At 67.8% G+C, this 21287-nt stretch carries 18 protein-coding genes and 1 tRNA gene; 7 read left to right on the top strand and 12 right to left on the bottom strand.

What is annotated here, in order from left to right:
• Window positions 1-100: 100 nt before the first annotated feature.
• Window positions 101-595: a transcription elongation factor GreA gene (greA, locus tag AC1DGI_RS07900; RefSeq protein WP_441402584.1), complete on the top strand. Its 495-nt coding sequence runs from the start codon at window positions 101-103 to the stop codon at window positions 593-595.
• Window positions 596-691: 96 nt separating this feature from the next.
• Here the strand turns inward: greA and AC1DGI_RS07905 are convergent, their stop codons facing one another.
• The 4 genes from AC1DGI_RS07905 to AC1DGI_RS07920 form a co-directional block, all read right to left on the bottom strand.
• On the bottom strand, window positions 692-1318 hold the full coding sequence (locus AC1DGI_RS07905) for a rhomboid family intramembrane serine protease (protein ID WP_476898368.1): 627 nt from the start codon (window positions 1316-1318) through the stop codon (window positions 692-694).
• Between the two features lie 9 nt (window positions 1319-1327).
• Window positions 1328-2566 (bottom strand): threonine ammonia-lyase, encoded by a 1239-nt coding sequence (ilvA, locus tag AC1DGI_RS07910; protein WP_441403009.1) that lies wholly within the window; start codon window positions 2564-2566, stop codon window positions 1328-1330.
• 12 nt (window positions 2567-2578) lie between these two features.
• Window positions 2579-3958: an AI-2E family transporter gene (locus tag AC1DGI_RS07915; RefSeq protein ID WP_476898369.1), complete on the bottom strand. Its 1380-nt coding sequence runs from the start codon at window positions 3956-3958 to the stop codon at window positions 2579-2581.
• Between the two features lie 98 nt (window positions 3959-4056).
• Window positions 4057-5052 carry an aldose 1-epimerase family protein gene (locus AC1DGI_RS07920; protein ID WP_476898370.1) on the bottom strand — a complete coding sequence of 332 codons (996 nt, stop codon included), beginning with the start codon at window positions 5050-5052 and terminating at the stop codon, window positions 4057-4059.
• Between the two features lie 82 nt (window positions 5053-5134).
• Here AC1DGI_RS07920 and galT point away from each other — a divergent pair, with 82 nt between their 5' ends.
• Window positions 5135-6313 (top strand): galactose-1-phosphate uridylyltransferase, encoded by a 1179-nt coding sequence (gene galT, locus AC1DGI_RS07925; RefSeq protein ID WP_476898371.1) that lies wholly within the window; start codon window positions 5135-5137, stop codon window positions 6311-6313.
• Window positions 6310-7470, top strand: coding sequence for a galactokinase (gene galK, locus AC1DGI_RS07930; RefSeq protein ID WP_476898372.1), 1161 nt, complete (start codon window positions 6310-6312; stop codon window positions 7468-7470). Before galT ends, galK begins: the two co-directional genes overlap by 4 nt.
• Before the next feature lie 74 nt (window positions 7471-7544).
• Here the strand turns inward: galK and AC1DGI_RS07935 are convergent, their stop codons facing one another.
• Complete coding sequence (locus AC1DGI_RS07935) at window positions 7545-8429, bottom strand: Bax inhibitor-1/YccA family protein (protein ID WP_441402751.1); 885 nt, start codon at window positions 8427-8429, stop codon at window positions 7545-7547.
• A gap of 530 nt (window positions 8430-8959) precedes the next feature.
• Between AC1DGI_RS07935 and AC1DGI_RS07940 the strand changes: the two genes are divergently transcribed.
• From AC1DGI_RS07940 to AC1DGI_RS07955, 4 genes are read left to right on the top strand one after another with little or no spacing between them, the layout of a single operon-like run.
• A complete protein-coding gene (locus tag AC1DGI_RS07940) occupies window positions 8960-10255 on the top strand; it encodes a branched-chain amino acid ABC transporter permease (protein ID WP_441403105.1) in 1296 nt (431 codons plus the stop codon).
• Between the two features lie 9 nt (window positions 10256-10264).
• The gene (locus tag AC1DGI_RS07945; protein WP_476898373.1) at window positions 10265-11233 is read left to right on the top strand and encodes a branched-chain amino acid ABC transporter permease; all 969 of its coding nucleotides are present in this window, start codon (window positions 10265-10267) and stop codon (window positions 11231-11233) included.
• A complete protein-coding gene (locus AC1DGI_RS07950; protein WP_476898374.1) occupies window positions 11230-12345 on the top strand; it encodes an ABC transporter ATP-binding protein in 1116 nt (371 codons plus the stop codon). Before AC1DGI_RS07945 ends, AC1DGI_RS07950 begins: the two co-directional genes overlap by 4 nt.
• Window positions 12342-13115 carry an ABC transporter ATP-binding protein gene (locus AC1DGI_RS07955; RefSeq protein WP_441400480.1) on the top strand — a complete coding sequence of 258 codons (774 nt, stop codon included), beginning with the start codon at window positions 12342-12344 and terminating at the stop codon, window positions 13113-13115. Before AC1DGI_RS07950 ends, AC1DGI_RS07955 begins: the two co-directional genes overlap by 4 nt.
• 444 nt (window positions 13116-13559) lie before the next feature.
• On the opposite strand, the gene AC1DGI_RS07960 is transcribed toward AC1DGI_RS07955, so the two are convergent.
• The 7 genes from AC1DGI_RS07960 to AC1DGI_RS07990 form a co-directional block, all read right to left on the bottom strand.
• Window positions 13560-14915, bottom strand: a complete 1356-nt coding sequence (locus AC1DGI_RS07960) for an ABC transporter substrate-binding protein (protein WP_441400478.1) — start codon at window positions 14913-14915, stop codon at window positions 13560-13562.
• A gap of 442 nt (window positions 14916-15357) precedes the next feature.
• Window positions 15358-15431 (bottom strand) — tRNA-Leu (locus tag AC1DGI_RS07965).
• A 30-nt stretch (window positions 15432-15461) separates the two neighbouring features.
• The gene (locus AC1DGI_RS07970; protein WP_476898375.1) at window positions 15462-16439 is read right to left on the bottom strand and encodes an N-acetyltransferase; all 978 of its coding nucleotides are present in this window, start codon (window positions 16437-16439) and stop codon (window positions 15462-15464) included.
• Between the two features lie 121 nt (window positions 16440-16560).
• Entirely contained in the window at window positions 16561-18018 is a 1458-nt protein-coding gene (locus AC1DGI_RS07975; RefSeq protein ID WP_476898376.1) for an NAD(P)/FAD-dependent oxidoreductase, read from the bottom strand.
• Window positions 18019-18052: 34 nt separating this feature from the next.
• Entirely contained in the window at window positions 18053-19447 is a 1395-nt protein-coding gene (locus AC1DGI_RS07980; protein ID WP_441400472.1) for a S8 family serine peptidase, read from the bottom strand.
• Between the two features lie 163 nt (window positions 19448-19610).
• Complete coding sequence (locus AC1DGI_RS07985; RefSeq protein ID WP_476898377.1) at window positions 19611-20558, bottom strand: Ppx/GppA phosphatase family protein; 948 nt, start codon at window positions 20556-20558, stop codon at window positions 19611-19613.
• Window positions 20555-21283: a DUF501 domain-containing protein gene (locus tag AC1DGI_RS07990; RefSeq protein WP_476898426.1), complete on the bottom strand. Its 729-nt coding sequence runs from the start codon at window positions 21281-21283 to the stop codon at window positions 20555-20557. The genes AC1DGI_RS07985 and AC1DGI_RS07990 overlap by 4 nt, the downstream gene beginning before the upstream one ends.
• Between the last annotated feature and the right edge of the window lie 4 nt (window positions 21284-21287).

A 21287-nucleotide genomic window follows, 5' to 3' on the forward strand; every position in this document is an offset into this window, starting at 1 on the left:
CTCTGCCCCGCTGAGTTGGTTACTGAGATCCATAAGTGGCCACCGTGGCGGGGTCTTTGCTTGTTTGACCAGTTTGTTTGACCACTAAAAGGAGAAGTCCGTGTCGACCACCAACAGCGCAACTGCAGCTTGGCTTACCCAGGAAGCTTTTGACCGCCTGAAGGCAGAACTGGACCACCTCTCCGGCGCCGGCCGTGCAGACATCGTTCAGAAGATCGAAGCTGCCCGTCAGGAAGGCGACCTCAAGGAGAACGGCGGCTACCACGCGGCCAAGGAGGAGCAGGGCAAGATCGAGGCGCGCATCCGCCAGCTGACCGCGCTGCTCCGGGACGCGCACGTCGGCGAGCCTCCCGCCGACGACGGCATCGTCGAGCCCGGCATGATCGTGGTTGCCAAGATCGCCGGCGACGAAGAAACGTTCCTGCTCGGCTCCCGCGAAATTGCCGGCGACTCCGACCTGGACGTCTTCAGTGAGAAGTCACCGCTGGGATCGGCCATCGTCGGCCACAAGGAAGGCGACAAGCTCAGCTACACCGCCCCGAACGGCAAGGACATCACGGTGGAGATCCTCTCCGCCAAGCCGTACGTCGGCTAATTGCACTTGCGGTTAAACCCCGACGCCGGCCCTCCCCTCAGTGGGACGGTCGGCGTCGGCGTTTAAGGACGGCTCAGAACTTGGTGCTGACCCCGCCTAGGGCGCCGCGGGGCCGGACGTTCCGGACCGCGGCCGGCGGCGGCTGAGCATCAGTGCCGCCAGAACGCCGCCGCCGGCCCCGCCCAGGTGGGCCTGCCACGAAACGTAGCCCGCGACGGTGGGTAGCACCCCGAAGAGGATGCCGCCGTAGGCCAGGAACAGCACGACGGAAAGCAGGATCTGGCCCCAGTTCCGGTTGAAGAAGCCGCGCACCAGCAGGAATGCGAAGAGTCCGAAGACCAGCCCCGAAGCCCCCACCGTGACGTTTAGGCCGCCGATCAGCCACACGACCACACCCGAACCGAGCCAGCTGGAGGCCACGGCGGTAACGAAGACCCGCAGGCCGGACAGGAAGACCAGGAAGCCGAAGATGATCAAGGGCAGGGTGTTCGACAGCAGGTGGGCGAGGTTCGCGTGCAGCAGCGGAAAGGTCAGGATATCCAGTAGCCCGCCGGGCGTCCGCGGCCGCAGCCCGAAGACGCCGTTGAGCGAGTGCAGCATCAGCGTGTTGAGGATCTCGATCGCGTAGAGCAACAGCACGAACGAGCCCACCACCAACAGACCCTGGCGGGCCAGGGCGGCGCTCGGGCCCCGGCGCCGTTCCCCCCTGAAGGCGTCAAGCACTCCGGCCGCCTAGTGCACGACGATCGGCTGGAAACCCTCGGCCCGGAGCGCGCCGAGGACCTGCTCGCAGTGCTCGTGGCCCTTGGTTTCCAGGTTGACGGTGATGGAGACGTCGCCCATGCTGATCGAGCCGCCCACGCGGGTGTGGTCCAGCCCGGTTACGTTGGCATCGTTTTCGGCGATGATCCGGGCGATGGTGGCCAGCGAGCCGGGCCGGTCGTCCAGCATCATCCGCACCGTCATATAGCGGCCGGCGGCGGAGAGGCCGCGCTGGATGACTTTGAGCATCAGCATCGGGTCGATGTTGCCGCCGGAGAGCACGATGGCGGTGGTTCCGGGGTTTTCGATCTTGCCTTCCATCAGCGCGGCCACGCCCACGGCACCGGCCGGTTCGACGACCATTTTGGCCCGTTCCAGCAGGAAGATCAGCGCGCGCGCCAGCGCGTCCTCGCTGACCGTGACGACGTCGTCGACCAGTTCGCGGATGATGCTGAACGGCAGCTGGCCGGGCCGGCCCACGGCGATGCCGTCCGCCATCGTGGAAACGCGCTTGAGCGGCACGAGTGCGTCCGCGGCGAGCGACGGCGGGTAGGCGGCGGCGTTCTCGGCCTGCACGCCGATGATCCGGATTTCCCGGCCGAGCTCCTTGGCCCTGGCTTTCACCGCCACGGCCACGCCGGCCAGCAGCCCTCCGCCGCCGACGCCCATCAGGATGGTGTCCACGTTGGGGATCTGCTCGAGGATTTCCAGCCCGACGGTGCCCTGCCCCGCGACGATGTCGACGTCGTCGAAGGGGTGGACAAACACCGCTCCGGATTCGTCCGCGTAGCGCTTGGCCTCGGCGAGCGCCTCATCCACGTTGTGGCCGTGCAACACGACTTCGGCGCCATGGCTGCGCGTCGCGGCCAGCTTGGGCAGCGCGACGCCCAGCGGCATGTAGATGCGGGCCTTGATGCCGAGGGCCTTGGCCGCGACAGCGACGCCCTGGGCGTGATTGCCGGCCGAGGCCGCGACGACGCCGCGCTTTTTCTCCCCGGCGGAGAGCTTGGCCATCCGCACGTAGGCGCCGCGCACCTTGAAGGAACCGGCGCGCTGCAGGTTCTCGCATTTGAAGTAGACCTCGCCGCCCGCGATGGCGCCCAGTGCGCGGGACGACTCCACCGGGGTCCGGGTAATAATTCCGTCGAGCAGCTTCTGCGCCTCCAGGACATCGTCCAGCGTGACGGGCAGGCTCTCGAGGGTATTCACGAACTGATCTCCTTAGGGGGTTTCGGCGTCGGCGCCTGGGAGGTGGACCTCCCGGGAGCGCGGGTCCTCGCCGGCTCCGGCAAGTGCAGGGACTCCCTGCGGGCTTGCGGGTGCCAGCTCTTCATCATGTTCCCACGTTCTGCCCGCAATGTATCGAACGGCCGAGTTTGCTACGGCGAGGATCGGCACAGAGAACAGCGCGCCCGGGATGCCGGCCAAATAGGAGCCCGCGGCCACCGACAGGATGACGGCCACCGGATGCAGTGACACCGCCTTGCCCATCACCAGGGGCTGCAGGATGTGGCTTTCCAGCTGCTGGACCAGCAACACGATGCCGAGCATGAACAGCGCGTTGACCAGGCCGTTGGCGACGAGCGCCAGCAGTACCGCGACGGCTCCGGTCACCAGCGCGCCGACCACGGGGATGAATGAGCCAATGAACACCAGCACGCCGAGCGGCAGGGCCAGCGGAACCCCGATGATGGCGGCGCCGACGCCGATTCCGACCGCGTCCACAAAGGCGACGAACATTTGAATCCGGGCATAGCTGACCATCGAAGTCCAGCCGCGCCGCCCGGCGCCGTAGACGGCCGGACGGGCCTTCCGGGGCATCAGCCTGACCAGGAAGGCCCAGATCTGCTCGCCCTGGAGCAGGAAGAAGATCAAGACAAACATGGCCAGCAGGAGCCCGGCGGCGAAGTGCCCCGCGGTGCTGCCGAAGGTCAGGGCTCCGTTGAGGATGCTGCTGCTGTTGTTCTGCAGCGCAGACGTGCCCTCCTGGATGTAGGTGTCGATCTGGGCGGCCGTCAGGTGCAGGGGGCCCTCGGCGAGCCAGCCCTGGACCTGCTGCACGCCTTCGAGCGCCTGGCTCCAGAGTTCCCCGAAACCGGCGCTGAGTTGGCGTCCAACCAGGGCCAGCGCCGCGGCGATGACCCCGACGAAGCCGAGTACGGTGAGGGCCACCGCGGCGCCGTTGGGTAGCCTGCGGCGGCGGAGCCAGCGCGTGACCGGGCTGAGCAGGCCGGCCAGGAGCGCGGCGACCATCACCGGGATGATGAGGAAGCTGATCTTGCTGAGCAGCCAGATCAGTGCCCCGGCCACGACCAGGATGAGGCCCAGCCGCCAAGCCCATGACGCCGCGATCCGTACGCCGTAAGGGATGTCCTCGTCCAGGGAACGGTCACTCCGGGCCGGCCGCGCGGCACGGGGCGCAGCGATGGCTGACCCCTGCGTGACGGCGGCCGAGGCGGGAGGCGCGGAGAGTCCCGGCGCAGCATAACCGGGCAGTGCGGAGTCGTCGCGTTGGTCAGAGTCGCGTGGGTCAGAGCCCCGTGGGTCAGAGTCGCGTTGGCTGGAGTCCGGGCGGGGGGTCGAGTCCTCGGCTGGCGTCATAGTTCCATAATTCCGCAGTGCGCCGTGGAAGCGAAACGGCGGCGGCGCGCGGAAAAGCCCGGCGCCGGCCGGGGTTGCACGGCGCCGGCCGGGTGCAGCTAGCTCCCGAGCGCGGCGGTGATCCTCCAGCGCATGCTGAACGACTCCCCCGGCGGCAGCCACCGCAGGCCGTCGCCGCTGTTGAAGGCGTTGGCGGGCCCGGTCATCGGTTCGAGTGCCACCGCCTTGGTCCGGCCCGGGAACTTGTCCGTGACGAAGACGTGGAGGTAACGGCAGCTTTCGTCCTGCCACAGGGTCACGCTGCGGCCGTCCGGTGCCCGCAGCGTGCTGCGGGCCAGGCCGCTGTCGTCGTCGAAATCCAGGTCGGTGTACGCACAGTCCAGGTCGAGGCTGCCGGCCAGCCGGCCTGCACGGAGGTCGAAGTCGCCGTCGACGGGCTCGGCGCTTCGCGGAATCAGGCGCGCGTCCGTCACCAGCCGGGTACGTGCACCCACGGTCACCGTGAGTTCCTCGCTCGGAACCTCGCCCAGCCGCAGGTACGGGTGCGCGCCGAGGACGAACGGGGCCGGATCCTGGGAGTCGTTAACCAGGGTCTGGCGGACCGCGAGCCCCAGGCCGCCGTCCAGCTCGTAGCGCACCCGGTGCCGCAGCAGGAACGGGTAGCCGTGCTGCGGAAACACTGCCGCCTCGAGGGTCACGGAGAATTCCGACTCGTCCACCAGGTCGTAGGAGGAGTTCCGCAGCAGCCCGTGGCTGGCGTTGTTGCGTGCTACCTCGGTGACGTCCAGCTGCTGCTTCTTGCCGTTCAGGTACCAGACGCCGTCCTCCACCCGGTTCGACCACGGCGCCAGGGTGATTCCGGTAGCGCCCGGGGGGATCTCGGCGTCGCCGTAGCTCTCCGTCAGCTGAACGCCCGCGCGGCTGTATAGCCTCAGGCCCGCTGCGAGCTCCGTGATGACGGCCAGGGCATCGCCCCGGCGCAGCTCATGCTGCCGGCCGGTCGCGAAGCGCCGGGCGGAGGTGTCCCGGCCGCCTGCGGCGGACGGGCTTGCGGCGGACTGGCTTGCGGCGGAGGGGGAAGCTGGGGAGTCCATGGGCACCACGGTACCCAACGCGGGTCCGCCCGTACACGGCGGGGCTTTGCCGGAAGTTCCCGAAGTCTGATCGAATGATGGGATGCGCGCCAACAGCATCACCCAAGGCACCCTCGCCGACGGCAGGAAGCTCTATTACTTTGATGATGCGCGCGCCGAGGGCGGCGACGCCGGACCGCGGCGGGCCGGACCGGGGTCGTTCGCGGACCGTCGTGCGCTCGGCGAACGGGCGCCCGCCGGCGAACTGCGCTTCGATGCCCTCACCGGCGAGTGGGTGGCCATTGCCGCGCACCGGCAGTCCCGGACGCATCTTCCGCCCGCGGACGAGTGCCCGCTGTGCCCCAGCACCCCGGACAATCCCTCGGAAATCCCGGCGACGGACTACGACGTCGTCGTGTTTGAAAACCGTTTCCCCTCCCTGGGGCCCGACGTCGGGCGGCTCCCTGAGCGGCCGGCGTGGGGCACCGGGGTGCCCGCGTACGGGCGCTGCGAGGTGGTCTCCTTCACGCCACAGCACACCGGCTCCTTCAGCACCCTCGGTGAGGCCCGCGCCCGCACCGTGGTGGAGGCCTGGGCTGCCCGCACCGAGGCGCTCAGCGCCCTGCCCGGGATCCGCCAGGTCTTCCCGTTCGAGAACCGGGGCGCGGAAATCGGTGTCACCCTGCACCACCCGCACGGCCAGATCTACGCCTACCCGTACCTGCCGCCGCGGGCCGCCGTGCTGGCCGCCGCTGCCCGGAAATACTACGACGACGCCGGCGGCCGGGACACGCTGACCGGCTCGCTGCTGCGCGCCGAACGGTCTGACGGGAGCCGGATGGTGCTCGAGGGCCGGCACTTTAGCGCCTACGTACCCTTCGCGGCCCGCTGGCCGCTGGAGGTGCACCTGGTTCCACACCGGCAGGTCCCCGACCTGGCGGCACTCAGCGGCGCGGAGAGGGACGAACTCGCGCCGTTGTACCTGGACCTGCTCCGGCGCCTCGATGCCCTCTACCCAACCCCCACGCCCTACATCGCCGCCTGGCAGCAGGCGCCGCTGGACGCGCTGCTCCGGCCAGCCGGCTACCTGCACCTGCAACTGACCTCTCCGCGCCGCGCCGCGGACAAGCTCAAATACCTGGCCGGCTCGGAGACGGCGATGGGGGCCTTTATCAACGACACCACACCGGAGGCCGTGGCGGCCCGGCTCCGCAGCGCAGCCGCCGGAACGTCAGCAGCCTCACCAGCCCCCGCGGCCCGAGCGCAAGGGAGCACCGCATGAGTGTCCCGGCGGGCATCGGTGAACTCCGCTCGCGGTTCGCGTCCGTCTTCGGGGCGGCCCCCGACGGCCTGTGGCAGGCCCCCGGCCGGGTCAACCTGATCGGCGAGCATACGGACTATAACGAGGGCTATGTGCTGCCGTTCGCCATCGACCGCACCGCCCGGGTGGCGGTCCGGGTCCGGCCGGACTCCACCGTGCGGATGCTGTCCACCTTCGGAAACCAGGGCCTGACACACGCGGACACCGGTGCCTTGGACCCCGCCAGGGCCAGGGGCTGGACGAAGTATCCGTTGGGCGTGCTCTGGGCGTTGGAACAGCGCGGCCTCGCCGTTCCCGGCCTGGACCTGCTGCTCGACTCGGATGTGCCGCGCGGGGCGGGCCTCTCCTCCTCGCACGCCATCGAATGCGCCGTCATTGTGGCCGTCAACGACCTGACCCGCGCAGGACTCAGCGCGCAGGACATGGTCCTGGCCACCCAGCGCGCGGAAAACGACTTCGTCGGTGCCCCCACCGGGATCATGGATCAGTCGGCCTCGCTCCGGGGCGCCGCGGGCCGGGCCGTCTTCCTCGACTGCCGTGACCAGGCCGTCCGGCTGGTGCCGTTCGACGCCGAAGCCGCCGGCTTGGTGCTGCTGGTGATTGACACCAAGGTCTCGCACTCGCACGCCAGCGGGGGCTACGCTGCCCGTCGTGCGTCCTGCGAGCTCGGCGCCGAAGTGCTTGGCGTCCGAGCGCTGCGCGACGTCGGATTCTCGGACCTCGAGGAAGCCTCCGGTCTGCTGGACGCGGAAACGTTCCGCCGCGTCCGTCATGTCGTCACCGAAAACGACCGCGTGCTGCGGACAGTCGAGCTGCTCGAGGCCAGCGGCCCGCGCGCGATCGGCGCGCTGCTGGACGACTCCCATGCCTCGATGCGCGACGATTTCGAGATCTCCTGCCCCGAGCTGGACCTTGCCGTGGAGACGGCCCGCCACGCGGGCGCCCTCGGCGCCCGGATGACCGGCGGCGGCTTCGGCGGATCCGCGATCGCACTCACCCCGGCGGACGCGGAGCGCGCAGTGCGGGACGCCGTCGGACGCGCCTTCACTCGGGCCGGGTATGCCGCGCCGGACATCTTTCCGGTGCGCCCGGCGGCGGGCGCCCTGCGGTTGGCCTGAACGACCCCGACAACGCAAAAACGGGCCCCGCCATCGGCGGGACCCGCTTCGGGTTTACTGGTGCCCTGCGGCCGTCAGTCGTCGCCGCGGAGGATGGCCAGCAGACGGATGATCTCGACGTAAAGCCAGACGAGGGTGACCGTGAGGCCGAACGCCGCCGTCCAGGAGAAGCGCTGCGGGGCACCGCTGCGGACGCCGGCTTCAATGCTGGTGAAGTCCAGGATCAGAGAGAAGGCAGCCAGGCCGATCGCGAGCAGGCCGATGAAGACGCCCAGCGGGATGCCGAAGATTTCGACGCTGGAGCGCAGGCCGAACGGGGACTGCACGGCGCCGGTCCACATCATGACCATGTTGACGACCGCGAAGACGGCGTAGCCGATGATCGCGATCATGAAGAAGCGCATGGCCTTGGGCGTGGCCCGGACCTTGCCGCTTTTGAACAGGACCAGGGTAACGGCGAAGACGGAGAGCGTCCCGATGACGGCCTGCAGTCCGACGCCCGGGAACATCCCGTCGAGGATCCGGGTGAGGCCGCCCAGGAACAGTCCCTCAAGGGCGGCGTAGGCCAGAATCAGCGCCGGCGACGGCTGCTTCTTGAAGGTGTTCACCATGGCCAGCACGAAACCACCCAGCGCGCCGACGATCATCAGCATCGAGGCCAGGCCCTGCGCCACAGTGAGGGTGACGGCTGCGCCCGCGATTACGGCAACGAGGCAGGCCGCGGTCTTCATGATGACGTCGTCGAAGGTCATGCGGCCGGTGTCGGCCGGCCCGGCAGCCGGGCGGTTGTACAGGTCCTTCAGCTGGTCGTTGCTCATGGCCTGCTGTGCCGGGTTCCAGCCGGTCTGGGCCTGGGCGTACTGCGGCTGGCCGTATCCCTGTCCGTACGGGGCTTGCGGGGCCTGGGTGGCCCCACGGAAGCTCTTTCCGTTGAAGATCGGGTTTCCGCCAAGTGCCATTGCTGGTGTCCTCCAGATTAAGGGGGTAGGTGATGATCAGTGGTGAAGTTCCGTACACTTCACGCTACCAATTCCCACGCCCGGCGGGCGCGGGAAGTTCCCGTCCGGCTCCGGCCGCAACCCAACCGTGATGTGGCGGCGTGGACGGCCGCAGCACGCACGCGGCCCGGGTCTGCCGAACCGTTCCGGGGCACCGGCGGCGCAGGACTGTTTAGGAAGCCTCCCGATCAACAAAAGTTTTCTTTAGTCCCGCTACATTGATGCGCCGGGCTCGCTTCACGGTTGTTACGCGATCGCGACGTACTGCCTGCTCACGAGGGCATTGGATGCCCTGCGCGGGCTGTACGATTGGCGCAACAGGGTGACGAATGTCACAGCCACTACCGCTTCATCGCATCGCAGTATCCGTTCCACCCAGTCGCCCTGAACGTTCGCAGTGGTTGCAATGGCGCAACCCAGACCACCCCCATGTGGAGGTTTTCAATTTGAGAAGCACATCGAGAGGCCTGCCCCGGAGACGGCGCGGCGGAATGTTGAAAGCTGTGGGGGCTATTTTCGCCGCCGTAGCTGCCCTTCTGCTCATCGTCGCGCCGGCATCCCAGGCCACGACGCCGGCGCCGACACCATCCCCGTCGAGCACCACGTTCCAGGACACCATCAGCGGCTTCCTTCGCGGCGACGACCGCGCGCCGCTGGCCGGTGTCACCATCACCGCCAAGAGCGGGGACTTCACCGGAACCGCCAAGTCCGGCGCCAACGGCTCCTGGAACATCGGCGTCCCCAAGCAAGGGACCTACGAGGTGGAACTGGACGTCAAGACCCTTCCGGAGGGCATCAAGCTTGCCGAGGGCCAGGAAAACCCCCGGAAAGTCACCTTTAGCCAGACCTCCAATCTCTCGGTGATCTTCGCCTTCGGCAAAGGCATCGTTGTGCAGCAGCAGGACTTCGGCCAGAACCTGATCAACCGCCTCGTCGCGGGCCTGAGCTTCGGATTGCTGCTCGCGCTCGCGTCGGTGGGGCTCTCGTTGATCTTCGGCACCACCGGCCTGACCAACTTTGCGCACGGCGAGATGGTCACGCTCGGCGCCGTCCTGGTCTTCGCGTTCAACGCTATGAACCTGCCATTCTGGCTCGCCATCATCCTCGCGCTCCTTGGCGGCGGCCTCTTCGGCTACGTGCAGGACGCCGGGCTGTGGAAACCGTTGCGACGCCGCGGCACCGGGCTGGTCCCGATGATGATCGTCAGCATCGGCCTCGCCCTGGCCGTGCGCTACGTAATCCAGTTCTACTTCGGCGGCGCCACCCAGCAGCTGCCCTTCGCTCAAAGCGCGGAAATCCAGATCGGGCCGGTCTCCATTTCGCCCAACAACCTCTGGTCGCTGCTTATCAGTGTGGTCGTCATCGCCGCCCTCGGCGTCGTGCTGCTCAAGACCCGCCTCGGCAAGGCCACCCGCGCGGTCGCCGACAACCCGGCACTCGCGGCGGCTTCCGGCATCGACGTCGACTCCGTCATCAGGATCGTCTGGGTCACCGGCGGCATGCTGGCCTCCCTCGGCGGCATCCTCTGGGCCTACTACCGTCCCGGCGTCACCTTCGACATGGGGTCGCAGATCCTGCTGCTCATCTTCGCCGGCGTGACCCTCGGCGGCCTCGGCACGGTCTGGGGCGCCTTGTTCGGATCCATCATCGTCGGCATCTTCGTGGAGCTGACCACCGTGTTCGGCCTCGCCGCCGACCTCAAATATGTGGGAGCTCTGTTCATCATGATCGTTGTCCTCTTGTTCCGGCCCCAGGGCATCCTGGGCCGCCGCGAGCGCGTGGGTTAGGAGACAAACATGGACTTCGGATTCATTCTTTCCAGCGCCGCCGGTGAACTGTTCAGCCCGACGACGGCGGCCTACGCGCTTGCCGCGCTCGGCCTGGCCGTCCACTTCGGCTACTCCGGCCTGCTGAACTTCGGCCAGGCCGGCTTCATGGCGGTGGGGGCCTACGGCTTCGCCATCTCCACCCTCACGTTCCACGTGCCGTTCTTCGTAGGTCTGCTCATCGCCGTCGTCTGCTCGGCGATCTTTGCCCTGCTGCTCGGCATCCCCACCCTGCGGCTGCGGGCCGACTATCTGGCCATTGTCACGATCGCAGCGGCGGAAATTGTCCGCTATATCGTCACCACCAACCAGCTGACCTCCGTGACGGGTTCGGCCAACGGCCTGGCCGCCTTCGAGGGCGACTTCTACGCCATGAACCCGTTCCCCGAGGGGTCCTACCTCGGCATGAACAACCGCGACTTCTTCATCCGGGTGGTCGGCTGGGGGGTCGTGATCGTCTGCTGCGTGCTGGTCTGGCTGCTGATGCGCAGTCCCTGGGGCCGGGTCCTGAAGGGCATCCGCGAGGACGAGAACGCCGTCCGCTCCCTCGGCAAGAACGTTTACTCCTACAAGATGCAGGCCCTGGTGATCGGCGGCGTGCTCGGCGCCCTGGCGGGCATGGTGTTCACGCTCCCCCGCGGTGCGGTGCAGCCGGCCAACTACGGCACGGAACTGACGTTCTTCCTCTACACCTGCCTGCTCCTCGGCGGGCTCGGCACGGTGCTGGGGCCGGTCGTCGGCGCGATGATCTTCTGGGTGGTTCTTTCCCTCACCCAGGGCGTGCTCTACGGCCTGATCGAATCGGGCGCCGTCACGTGGCTGAACACGGTCCAGGCCGGCCAGCTGCGCTACATCCTGGTCGGCGTTTCACTGATGCTGCTGATGGTCTTCCGGCCCCAGGGCGTCTTCGGCAACAAGAAGGAGCTGGCGTTCGCATGAGCATGCACAGCGAAGAACCACTGGCGGGTGCCGGGGCCACCGGCACCGCCGAGACCATCGACTACATGACGGACACGCGGCCCATTGCCGCCGGCGAGATCGCTCCCGGCTGCAAGAAGCGCGATCCCATCGTGGTGGCGGAAAACGTCACCCGCAGCTTCGGCGGCATCAACGCCGTCGACGTCGAATATCTGGAGATCCCGCGGCACAAGATCACGGCGCTGATCGGTCCCAACGGGGCCGGCAAGACCACGCTGTTCAACCTGCTGACGGGCTTCGATACCCCGAACTCGGGCAAGTGGCAGTTCGAGGGCAACAGCCTGGCCGGTGTTTCCTCCTACAAGGTGGCGCGGATGGGCATGGTCCGCACCTTCCAGCTGACCAAGGTGATGGGCAAGCTCACCGTCATGGAAAACATGCGTCTCGGCGCTTCGAACCAGGCTGGTGAAAAGCTCGCCAAGGCCCTGTTCAGGGGAATCTGGGGCGGCCAGGAAAAGACCATCACCGAAGAAGCGAACGTCCTGCTGCAGAAGTTCAAGCTCGACTCCAAAAAGGATGACTACGCGGCTTCGCTCTCCGGCGGCCAGCGCAAACTGCTTGAAATGGCCCGCTCGCTGATGGTGCGCCCGAAGCTCGTCATGCTGGACGAGCCGATGGCAGGCGTCAACCCGGCACTGACCCAGTCCCTGCTGGACCACATCAAGAACCTCAAGGCCGAGGGGATGACCGTGCTGTTCGTCGAACACGACATGCACATGGTCCGCCACATCGCCGACTGGGTAGTGGTGATGGCGGAGGGCAAGATCGTGGCCGAGGGCCCGCCAGCCGAGGTCATGAAGAACCCGGCCGTGATCGACGCCTACCTGGGCGCCCACCACGACGTCGATCTGGGCGACTCGGAAGGCATCAAGGAGCTCGCAGCCGAACTCGAAGCGGACGAGGAATCAATCGTCGGCACCGAAAACGCCGGGCTCATCTCCGCCGATGTCCTCGTGACGGAGGCGGACACTGCACACGGTTCGCCGCACGGCAGGCGCAGCGCCGAAGAGCCGACCCGGGAAGAGCCGAAGCGCGGCGAGCAGCCGCCCAGCACAGCGAAGGACACAGAATGAGCTCCACGAGTGCGGCGCCCGCCGCGAATCCCGTGTACGACGCCGATTCGGTCGTCAAGGTCACCGATCTGGTAGCCGGGTACATCCCGGGCGTCAATATTCTCAACGGTTGCAGCATCGAGGCCCGCAAGGGTGAGCTGATCGGCATCATCGGACCCAACGGAGCCGGCAAGTCGACCCTGCTGAAGGCCATGTTCGGCCTGGTCAAGGTGCATTCCGGCTCGGTCGTGGTCCGCGGCCAGAACATCACCGGGCTGAAGGCGAACAAGCTGGTGAGCCGGGGCGTGGGCTTCGTCCCGCAGACCAACAATGTGTTCGCGGCCCTGACCATCGAAGAGAACCTCCAGATGGGCATGTTCCAGCGGCCCAAGGACTTCGCCGAGCGTTTCGACTTCGTCGCGGAACTGTTCCCTGAACTGGCCAAGCGCCGTGCCCAGCGTGCCGGTTCGCTCTCCGGCGGCGAGCGCCAGATGGTCGCCATGGGACGGGCCCTGATGATGGATCCGGCTGTGCTGCTGCTCGATGAGCCCTCGGCCGGCCTGTCCCCGGTCAAGCAGGATGAAACCTTCCTGCGGGTGCATGAGATCAACCGTGCGGGCGTCTCGGTGATCATGGTGGAGCAGAACGCGCGCCGCTGCCTGCAGATCTGCGACCGCGGCTACGTCCTGGACCAAGGCAAGGACGCGTACACAGGCACCGGCCGGGAGCTCATGAAGGATCCCAAGGTCATCCAGCTGTACCTGGGAACCTTGGCCGACACCGTCGACTAGTCCGTCCATCGCTGCCCAGAGGGCCGTCACCAGCCGGTGGCGGCCCTTCTGCGTGGCTGGCGAGTGTGCGGTGGCTCCACCCTCCGGTCGGCCGTCCCACCGCGCTCCGGAAGCAGCCACTTGCTCGGCGCCTGCGCTCGTTCCTCCCCGGCGGCCCCCTCCCCTCGCAAGCTCGGGCAGGGAGCCCTGCCGCCGTGGGCCCAACGCAACAACGGCGCTTTCGCAAGCGCCTGCCCCCGTCACCCTCCTTCTCCGCAGCGCCTGTCTGTTCTTTGCTGCGCCCGGCGGGTCGGGTCGGCTTTCCGGTCTCGAGCTGTCCGATACCGGCCAAGAGTCTGCTCTGTGTGGCGTCTAGGCCGGTTCCGACACTCTGCCGCTCCTCCCCCGCACGCAAAAGACCCCCGTCCAGAGGACGGGGGTCTTTTGTCTGTCGGGGAAGTGGCCTTACAGCTTGCCGAATTCTTCCTTGACGGGCTTGTAGGTGTTGTCATCCTGGTACTGGTAGATACCGATGTAAGCCTCCGTCGGGTCGCCCGCGTCGGAGAACGTCACGGGGCCGGACTGGCCGTCGTAGTCGATGTCCTTACCGTTGCGGAGCAGGGTGACGCAGGAGGCGAAGTTAAAGCATTTCTCCCCGCCCTCGGACACGTCCTTCAGGTGCTTGGCAATGTCCACGCCCTTGGTGCTCTTGGCTTCTTCCGTGGCGAGTGCGATCAGGTTTACCGCATCGTAGGACTCGCCTGCATAGCTGTAATCCTTGAGCGCCGGGTCGATCGCGAGGAGCTTCTTCTTGAAGTCATCCTTGGCGAACGTGCCCGGGATGGTGCCCTCGGCGCCCTTCAGGGTGCCAGCCTTGAAGTCCTTGCTGTAGTCGGACATGTTGCCGTCCACCATGAAGATCTGGGTGGGCTTGACGCCCTTGCCCGTCATGAGCGGCACGATGCTCTTGGCCTGGTCGAACGTGATCAGGGCGATGGCATCCGGCTTGGCCGCGAGGACCTTGTCTACCTGGCTGCTGAACTGGGAATCACCTTCGTTGAAGAGTTCCTGGGCTACAACCTTGCCGCCGGCGGCTTCAACGGCCGCCTGCACGTTCTTGGCCAGGCCGGTGCCGTAGGCGTCGTTCAGCACGATCATGCCGACCGTCTGGGCGCCGCAGGTGGTCATGTAGTTGCCGAGGACCTTGCCCTGGAGAACATCGGACGGGGCAGTGCGCCAGTAGAGGCCCTTGTCATCCCACGTGGTGAAGTCCGGGGAGGTGTTGGCCGGCGAGAACTGGATGACTCCGGCGCCGGTGATCTGGTTGATCACGGTCTTGGAGACGCCCGAGGAGGCGGCACCAACAATGGCACTGACGCCTTGGCCCAGCAGCGCGGTGGTGGACTGGGTGGCGATGTCCGTCTTGGTGTCGCCGGAGTCGCGGTGGATGACCTCGACGGGTTTGCCCAGCACGCCGCCGGCGTCGTTGACCTCCTTGATGGCGAGGTTGACGCCAGCGATTTCGGGCGGGCCGAGGAAGGCCAGGGAACCTGTGGTCGGCAGCAGCGAGCCGATCTTGAGTGGAGTATCAGTCGTGGTCGAGGAAGCGGGCACAGAGCCAGCTGCGCTGGCCGAGGTGCTGGCACCGGCGGTTGCACTCGGGGCCGGGCAAGAGATGCCTGCGGCCTGGCCGGAAGCCGAACCCGAACCGGTTGACGTCGGCGTGGACGAACCGCCGCACGCCGTGGCCAACAGGGCGACGCCGAGGCTAAGCACTGTGAGCTTAGCGAAGCGCGGCGCCACCTGTGGGAGTGAAGTCATAGAGAATCTCCTCGATCTAAAGGTGCGAACGGCCTTTGACGCGAAAGATCAGGTGTTCCTGATTTAGATTCAAGCTAGTGCAATTTCCGCATGAAAATAAGTGACTTCGGTCACATCCTTATAACACTCGTTGCATATCGGAAATCAAGCCGGTGCGCTCGGTGTGCGGAGGCGGCAAGAACGCCCCCGCACCGGTCGTAGAGACCGTGGTACGGGGGCGTCTTTTGGCGTTCCCCTGCCATTGGGGGGTACGAGAGGAACTGCCCCACCATATGTGCTCGGATTCCGCAAGTCAAAAGCCCAGGCCGGACGCGCCCAAAGGGGTTCGTCGAAGGTTCGGCGCCGGTGTAGGCGGCCAAAGTCACGGGCCGGACAGCCCCGCAGCTACCGGCGACGCCGCCCGGCGCGCCGCTGCCGCCGAGGGAAAACAGGCCTCAATGTGTACCCCAGGTGGGACTCGAACCCACAACACGCGGATTTTAAGTCCGCTGCCTCTGCCAATTGGGCTACTGGGGCGCCCGGCCCATAATATCCCGCCGAAGGGTGCTACGACGCTGCCGGCGGAGCGCCGAACGGCTTCGCGTAACGGAAGGCACCGCTGACGCCGCCCGGCCAGAGCGCCAGCGGCAGCAACTGGAAGTGCTCTGCCCACGCCCGGTCCGGGGCCAGCACGCCGAGCGAGGTGGAGGGCACAAAGCCGAACCGCGCGTAATACTCGGGGCTGCCCAACAGTGCGATGCCGCGCTCCCCCGCGGCGTTCGCGCGGTCGATGGTCTCCTTCATGAGCGCCGAGCCAATGCCGTGACGTTGCAGCCGAGGCGCCACCCCGATCGGGCCAAGGCCCAGCAACTGCAGGTCTCCTGCCCAGCCCCGGGTGCTGATCACATGGCCGACAAGTTCGCCGTCGAGCTCCGCCACGATGCTGAAGTCCGGCAGGTACTCCTCGCAGCCGAAAAGCCGCCGTAGCAGCTCGACCTCTTCGGGCTCGCCGTCGACCGGCAGGCCCGTGACGGGTGAGATGGCGAACGCCGCCGCGGTGAGGGCAAGGAGCTCCGGCCGGTCCGCCGGCTGCTCGCTGCGCAGGACCAGCGCGGGCGCCGGCAGCTGTCCGCCGCCGTTGGCCGAACGGCTGCCTGCGGACAACTCATGGAGGACCTCCAGCGCCCGCTCGGCGTCGACGGCCGGAACCAGCAGGTGGTCGTGGTGGAACCCGGCCAGCACGTTGCAGCTGATCTTCGCCTCGGTCAGGGCGGCGCCGACGGCGGCCGTGAGTCCGATCGCTTCCAGCGAGGAATGAACCTGCAGGGTGATCCAGGCGGCCACGAAGTCGTAGCTCAGGCCCAGGGCGTCGGCGTCGGGCCTCGGCAGCACCACCGTCAGTCCCTCAGCCTCGCGGACAGCAGCCGCGATGTGGCCCTCCAGCGGTTTGCCGTGCGGCCAGAGGGCGTAAACATACTCGCCCTCGCGGACAACTGGCCGCATGATCGCCAGCAGGGTGTTCAGGTCCTTTTCGGCAGGAGTCATGGCCCAAGTCTAGGCGGGACGGACGCCCGGCCGGCCGCTCCACCCTCCCCGGGACCCAGACCAACGACGACAGCGGCCGCTCCCCGGAAGGGAACGGCCGCCGTCGTGGGGCTGCCGTGGCCTACTTAGCGTCCGCTGCGACAGGTTCCTTGGCCGGTGCCTCTACGGGCTTGGCGGCTGCCGGAGCGGCCGGGGCAGCAGTCGGCTTCGGAGCCGGGGTCGCTGCGGCCACAAACGCTCCGCGCGGGTTGTCCAGATCCATCAGCTGGGTCGTGTCGCGGCCCAGGAACAGCGTCCAGAACCAGCCGGAGATGACGCGGATCTTGCGTTCGACCGTCGGCATCGCCAGTCCGTGGTAGCCGCGGTGGGCGAGCCAGGCCAGCGGGCCCTTGAGGCCGATGCGGCCCAGCAGGTTGATGTTGGCAACACCCTTCCACTGGCCGAAGCCGGCGACTGCGCCCAGGTTCTTGTGCTTGTAGTCCTTGAGCTCCTTGTCCCAGCGGGAGGCCCACAGGTTGCTGGCCAGGCGCTTGGCCTGGCGCAGCGCGTGCTGGGCGTTCGGGACGCAGGTGCCGTCCGGCAGGCCGCTGCCCGTGAGGTCCGGGACGGCGGCGATGTCTCCGGCGGCCCAGGCGTTCTCGACGATGCCTTCGTCGCCGGAGACGCGCAGGTCCGCAAGGACGCGGACCCGGCCGCGCGGCTCGAGCGGGAAATCAGTGGACCGGACCATCGGGTTGGCCTGCACACCGGCGGTCCAGACGAGGGTGTCGGATTCGAATTCCTGCGCGGGGGTCTTCTCCGGCAGGTTGATCAGCTTCAGGGAACCCTCGGCGTTGTCCAGCGAGGTGTTCAGCAGCACCTCGATGCCGCGGCTGCGCAGGTGCTCGACGACCCAGTCGGCCTGCTTGGCGGTGACCTCGGGCATGATGCGGCCCATGGCCTCGACCAGGACGAAGCGGACTTCCTCCTGCTTGAGGCGCGGGTTCTTCTTGACCGCGGCGCGGGCCAGGTCTTCCATTTCGGTGAGGCATTCGATGCCGGCGAAGCCGCCGCCGACGACCACGAAGGTCAGGGCGCGGGCGCGTTCGACCGGGTCGGTCATCAGCGAGCCGGTTTCGATCCGCTCAAGCACGCTGTTGCGCAGTGCAACGGCTTCCTCGATGGTCTTCAGGCCGATGCCCTTGTCCGCGAGGCCCTTGATCGGGAATGTGCGGGTGATGGCACCGGCGGCCAGCACGACGTCGAAGTAGGGAATCTCGAAGTTCTCGCCGCCGTCAGCGGGTGCCACCACTGCGGTGCGGTTGGCGTGATCGATCGAGAGGACACGGCCCTGGATCAGTTCGGTCTGCTTGAGGTGCTTGCGGTGCGAGACGACGGCGTGGCGCGCCTCGATGTTTCCGCCGGCCACTTCGGGCAGGAAGGGCTGGTAGGTCATGTAAGGCAGCGGATCCACGACGGTGACGATGCCACCGGCATTCGCGATCTTCTTCTGCAGTTTGAGGGCTACGTACAGGCCGACGTATCCGCCGCCGACGACGAGTACCCTGGGACGGTCCTGGAGCTGAGGTGAGGATGCCATGGTCCCAGAATACCGCAGTTTGTGAAAAACTTCACTAACTCCCCGGGGTATGCGAATCCACTGCGTCCGGCTCACCGCTTTCCGGGTTTGCCGGGCCCGCTCCGGCGCCGCGCACCACTCTCCGCAGCTGGAGGGCTGCCGCCGCGATGATACAGACGAAGAGGCCGCCGAAACCCAGCACCACCATCGCCGGGACGGCGCTGTCGGCCGGCGACGGAGCCTTCGCCACCGGAACGGTCGCCTCGGGCAGGGTCGGTTCCGCACTGGAAGGGCTGGGAAGCGCCGCGGGCTCGGAACTGACGGGATTGCCCCGCCGGTGCACGCGGATCCAGTCCGAGATCGATCCCAGCGGGTTGACCGTGGTTTCCGGAACATCAGCCTTGAGCGCCGCCTCGGCGTCAAGCACGCCGAAGCCGTACAGCGGGTCCTTACCCGGAGCCCCTGCGTCCTTCGCGGTGCTGACGATCCGGTTGATGACCTGGCGGGCCGACATGTCCGGCCATTTGGAGCGGATCAGCGCAGCGACGCCGGCCACGATGGGTGTGGCGCCCGAGGTACCCGCCCACTCCGCGTAGCCGCCACCCGGCAGGCCTCCGGCCAGGCCCTCGGCCGGTGCGGCCACGCCGATGCTGATGCCTTGGGAGGAAGAATCGATGCTGGCCACGCCCTTGCGGTCCAGGCCGGCTACCGTCAGCACACCGGGGATGGTCGCCGGGGCACCGACCTGGACGTTGCCGCCCACGCGGTTGCCGGCGGCGGCGACGATGACCACGTCTTTCTGTTCGGCATACAGGAACGCGGCATCCCAGCTTTGCGGCCATTCCGGGGAAGTGCTGCCGAGTGAGATGTTGATGACCCGGGCTCCGTTGTCCACGGCCCAGCGGACCGCGGCAGGGATCTGGTCCTGGTCGCTCTTGCCGCCCGGGTTGGCCGATCCGAGCCAGGTGGACACCGAGAGGAGCTGGGCCTCCGGCGCCACGCCCACGATCCCGTCCGGGCCGGGGCCCGGGCTGGGAGAGGCGCTCGGGGTGGGGCTGGGGCTGTCAGTTGGGCTGGCGGGCTGGTGCCCGCGGCCGGCGAGCATGGTCGCCACCAGGGTGCCGTGCTCGGGTTTGGCGCCGATGCTCTTCTGGCCGTCGGCGGCCCCCGCTCCGGACACGTCCGTTCCGCCGGTCAGCACACCCTTGAGGTCGGGGTGCTTGCCGTCCACGCCGCTGTCAATTACGGCGACCTTGACATTGGCGCCCTTCGAAACTTCCCAGGCCTTGGTAATGCCGGACTCGGTCAGCCAGTATTCCTTGTCCCTGGTGGCATCGGCGTGGGCCGCGGGTGGCGCGTACAGTGCTGCCGTGGCACTGCCGCCGCCGGCCAGGGCCAAGGCCAGTAACGCGGAGGCGGTCCGGCGGTGCCGGGCTGTTGCTCTGGTCATTCGGGTCCAATCGGCGGTGTGTCTAAGGGCGCGGCGCTTTATGGGCGAGGCGGTCGGCGGCGGCTGCCCTCCCGGCACGGAGCTGCCCGCCCGGCACTGCCGCCGTCGGGAACCGAAGGAAATGGGAACCGCAGGGGTGGGTCGCGCCAGTCCGGGCGTAAGGCTAGCTGATGCTCAGGGCAATCCCGTCAAGAATATCGTGTTCGCTGGTGAGGACCGACGTGATCCGGCCGTCGGTGGCGGCGGACATCCGTTCCAGCACCCGGCGCCAGATCAGGCCGCCGGCGCCGATCACGTCCGCGCGGCCTGGATGCATGTACGGCAGGGCGGCGCGGTCCTGCCTGGTCATCTCGAGCAGGGAAGTGCACGCCTCCCTGGCCGTGGCCAGGTCAAGTTCGGTGCCGTGGATGGCCTCCGCCGAGTATTCGGCCAGCTTCAGGGCATGCGCGGTGATCGTGGTGACCGAACCTGCCACGCCGATCAGGGCGGTGGCGCGGGCCAGCGGCACCGTCTGGGCCGCGCGGCTGATCGCGGCGTCGACGTCCGCTTCCGCCGCGGCGATCTGCTCCGCCGTCGGCGGGTCGCCCAGCAAATGCCGTTCGGTCATCCGGACGCAGCCGACGTCGACCGACTTGGCGGCAATGACCCCGTCGGCGTCGCCGAGCACGAACTCCGTGCTGCCGCCGCCCAAATCCACCACCAGCACCGGCTCCTTGCCGCGGGAGGGCAGGACGCTGCTGGCACCGGCGAAGGACAGCGCTGCTTCCTCGTCACCGCTGATCACCTCGGGTTCGACGCCGAGCAGGTCGCGGACACCGTCGATGAAGACCTGCCGGTTGCGGGCGTCCCGGGTGGCGGACGTCGCCACGAAGCGGACCTGCCCGGCACCGTGGCTGCGGATCAGTTCGGCATAGTCGCGGGTGGCCTCAAGGGTGCGGTCCAGCGCGTCCTGGGCGAATTCGCCGGTTGCGTCCACACCCTGGCCCAGGCGGACGACGCGCATTTCACGCACGACGTCGATGAGCCGTGGCGCGCCGTCGGAGGCGGCCACATCCGCGATCAGCAGTCGAATGGAGTTGGTGCCGCAGTCGATCGCGGCCACGCGGCTCACTGGCCGGCTCCGGTGTCGGCGTCGGCGTCCGCGTCCGCGTCCGCGGCGGTGCGGGACTTCCGGACCGGGGCCGGCCGCCCGACGATGTCCGGAAGCCCCTGCGGGCCGTGCCGGCTCAGGTCCTGCGAAGGGGCTTCTCCTCCGGTGTCCCAGGCGCCGTCGCAATAGCAGCGTTCGCGGGTCCACCACTCGCTGATGCCGGCGATCGCCTCGTCTCCCAGCGGGTTGACGCCGGGACCAGCCGCGAGCGAGTGCCCCACCAGGACATGCAGGCACTTGACGCGGGTGGGCATTCCGCCTGCCGAGATCCCGTCGATCTCCGGTACGTCGCCGATGCCTGCCCTGGTGCCGATTTCTGCCCGGGACAGCAGGTACGCCTCGTGTGCGGCCCGGTAGCCGTCAGCCAGCCCAGCGTCGGCGCCGAGCCGTTCGTTCATCTCATTCATCAGCCCGGCCGCTTCGAGCCGGGACACGGCGGCGGTGATGACCGGGTGGGTCAGGTAAAAGGTGGTCGGGAACGGCGTGCCGTTGCTGAGCCGCGGCGAGGTGGCCGCCACCAGAGGGTTGCCGCAGACGCAGCGGGCGGGGATTTCGACCACGTCCCGGACCGGCCGGCCGAGTTGGCGGCTAAGCACGTCCAGATCCTGGGCCGACGGTCGGCGCAAATCCGCCGGCGCCGTGGCGGAGCCGGCGTTGACGGGATTATCCGCCGGGGAATCATCCATTCGG

The organism is Arthrobacter sp. 05N428_2, from assembly GCF_056397065.1.

Coding starts and splice junctions, on each gene's coding strand:
- AC1DGI_RS07915 (WP_476898369.1), bottom strand. CDS start 3,958: ATGACGCCAGCCGAGGACTCGACCCCCCGCCCGGACTCCAGCCAACGC.
- AC1DGI_RS07920 (WP_476898370.1), bottom strand. CDS start 5,052: ATGGACTCCCCAGCTTCCCCCTCCGCCGCAAGCCAGTCCGCCGCAAGC.
- galT (WP_476898371.1), top strand. CDS start 5,135: ATGCGCGCCAACAGCATCACCCAAGGCACCCTCGCCGACGGCAGGAAG.
- galK (WP_476898372.1), top strand. CDS start 6,310: ATGAGTGTCCCGGCGGGCATCGGTGAACTCCGCTCGCGGTTCGCGTCC.
- AC1DGI_RS07935 (WP_441402751.1), bottom strand. CDS start 8,429: ATGGCACTTGGCGGAAACCCGATCTTCAACGGAAAGAGCTTCCGTGGG.
- AC1DGI_RS07940 (WP_441403105.1), top strand. CDS start 8,960: ATGTTGAAAGCTGTGGGGGCTATTTTCGCCGCCGTAGCTGCCCTTCTG.
- AC1DGI_RS07945 (WP_476898373.1), top strand. CDS start 10,265: ATGGACTTCGGATTCATTCTTTCCAGCGCCGCCGGTGAACTGTTCAGC.
- AC1DGI_RS07950 (WP_476898374.1), top strand. CDS start 11,230: ATGAGCATGCACAGCGAAGAACCACTGGCGGGTGCCGGGGCCACCGGC.
- AC1DGI_RS07955 (WP_441400480.1), top strand. CDS start 12,342: ATGAGCTCCACGAGTGCGGCGCCCGCCGCGAATCCCGTGTACGACGCC.
- AC1DGI_RS07960 (WP_441400478.1), bottom strand. CDS start 14,915: ATGACTTCACTCCCACAGGTGGCGCCGCGCTTCGCTAAGCTCACAGTG.
- AC1DGI_RS07970 (WP_476898375.1), bottom strand. CDS start 16,439: ATGACTCCTGCCGAAAAGGACCTGAACACCCTGCTGGCGATCATGCGG.
- AC1DGI_RS07975 (WP_476898376.1), bottom strand. CDS start 18,018: ATGGCATCCTCACCTCAGCTCCAGGACCGTCCCAGGGTACTCGTCGTC.
- AC1DGI_RS07980 (WP_441400472.1), bottom strand. CDS start 19,447: ATGACCAGAGCAACAGCCCGGCACCGCCGGACCGCCTCCGCGTTACTG.
- AC1DGI_RS07990 (WP_476898426.1), bottom strand. CDS start 21,283: ATGGATGATTCCCCGGCGGATAATCCCGTCAACGCCGGCTCCGCCACG.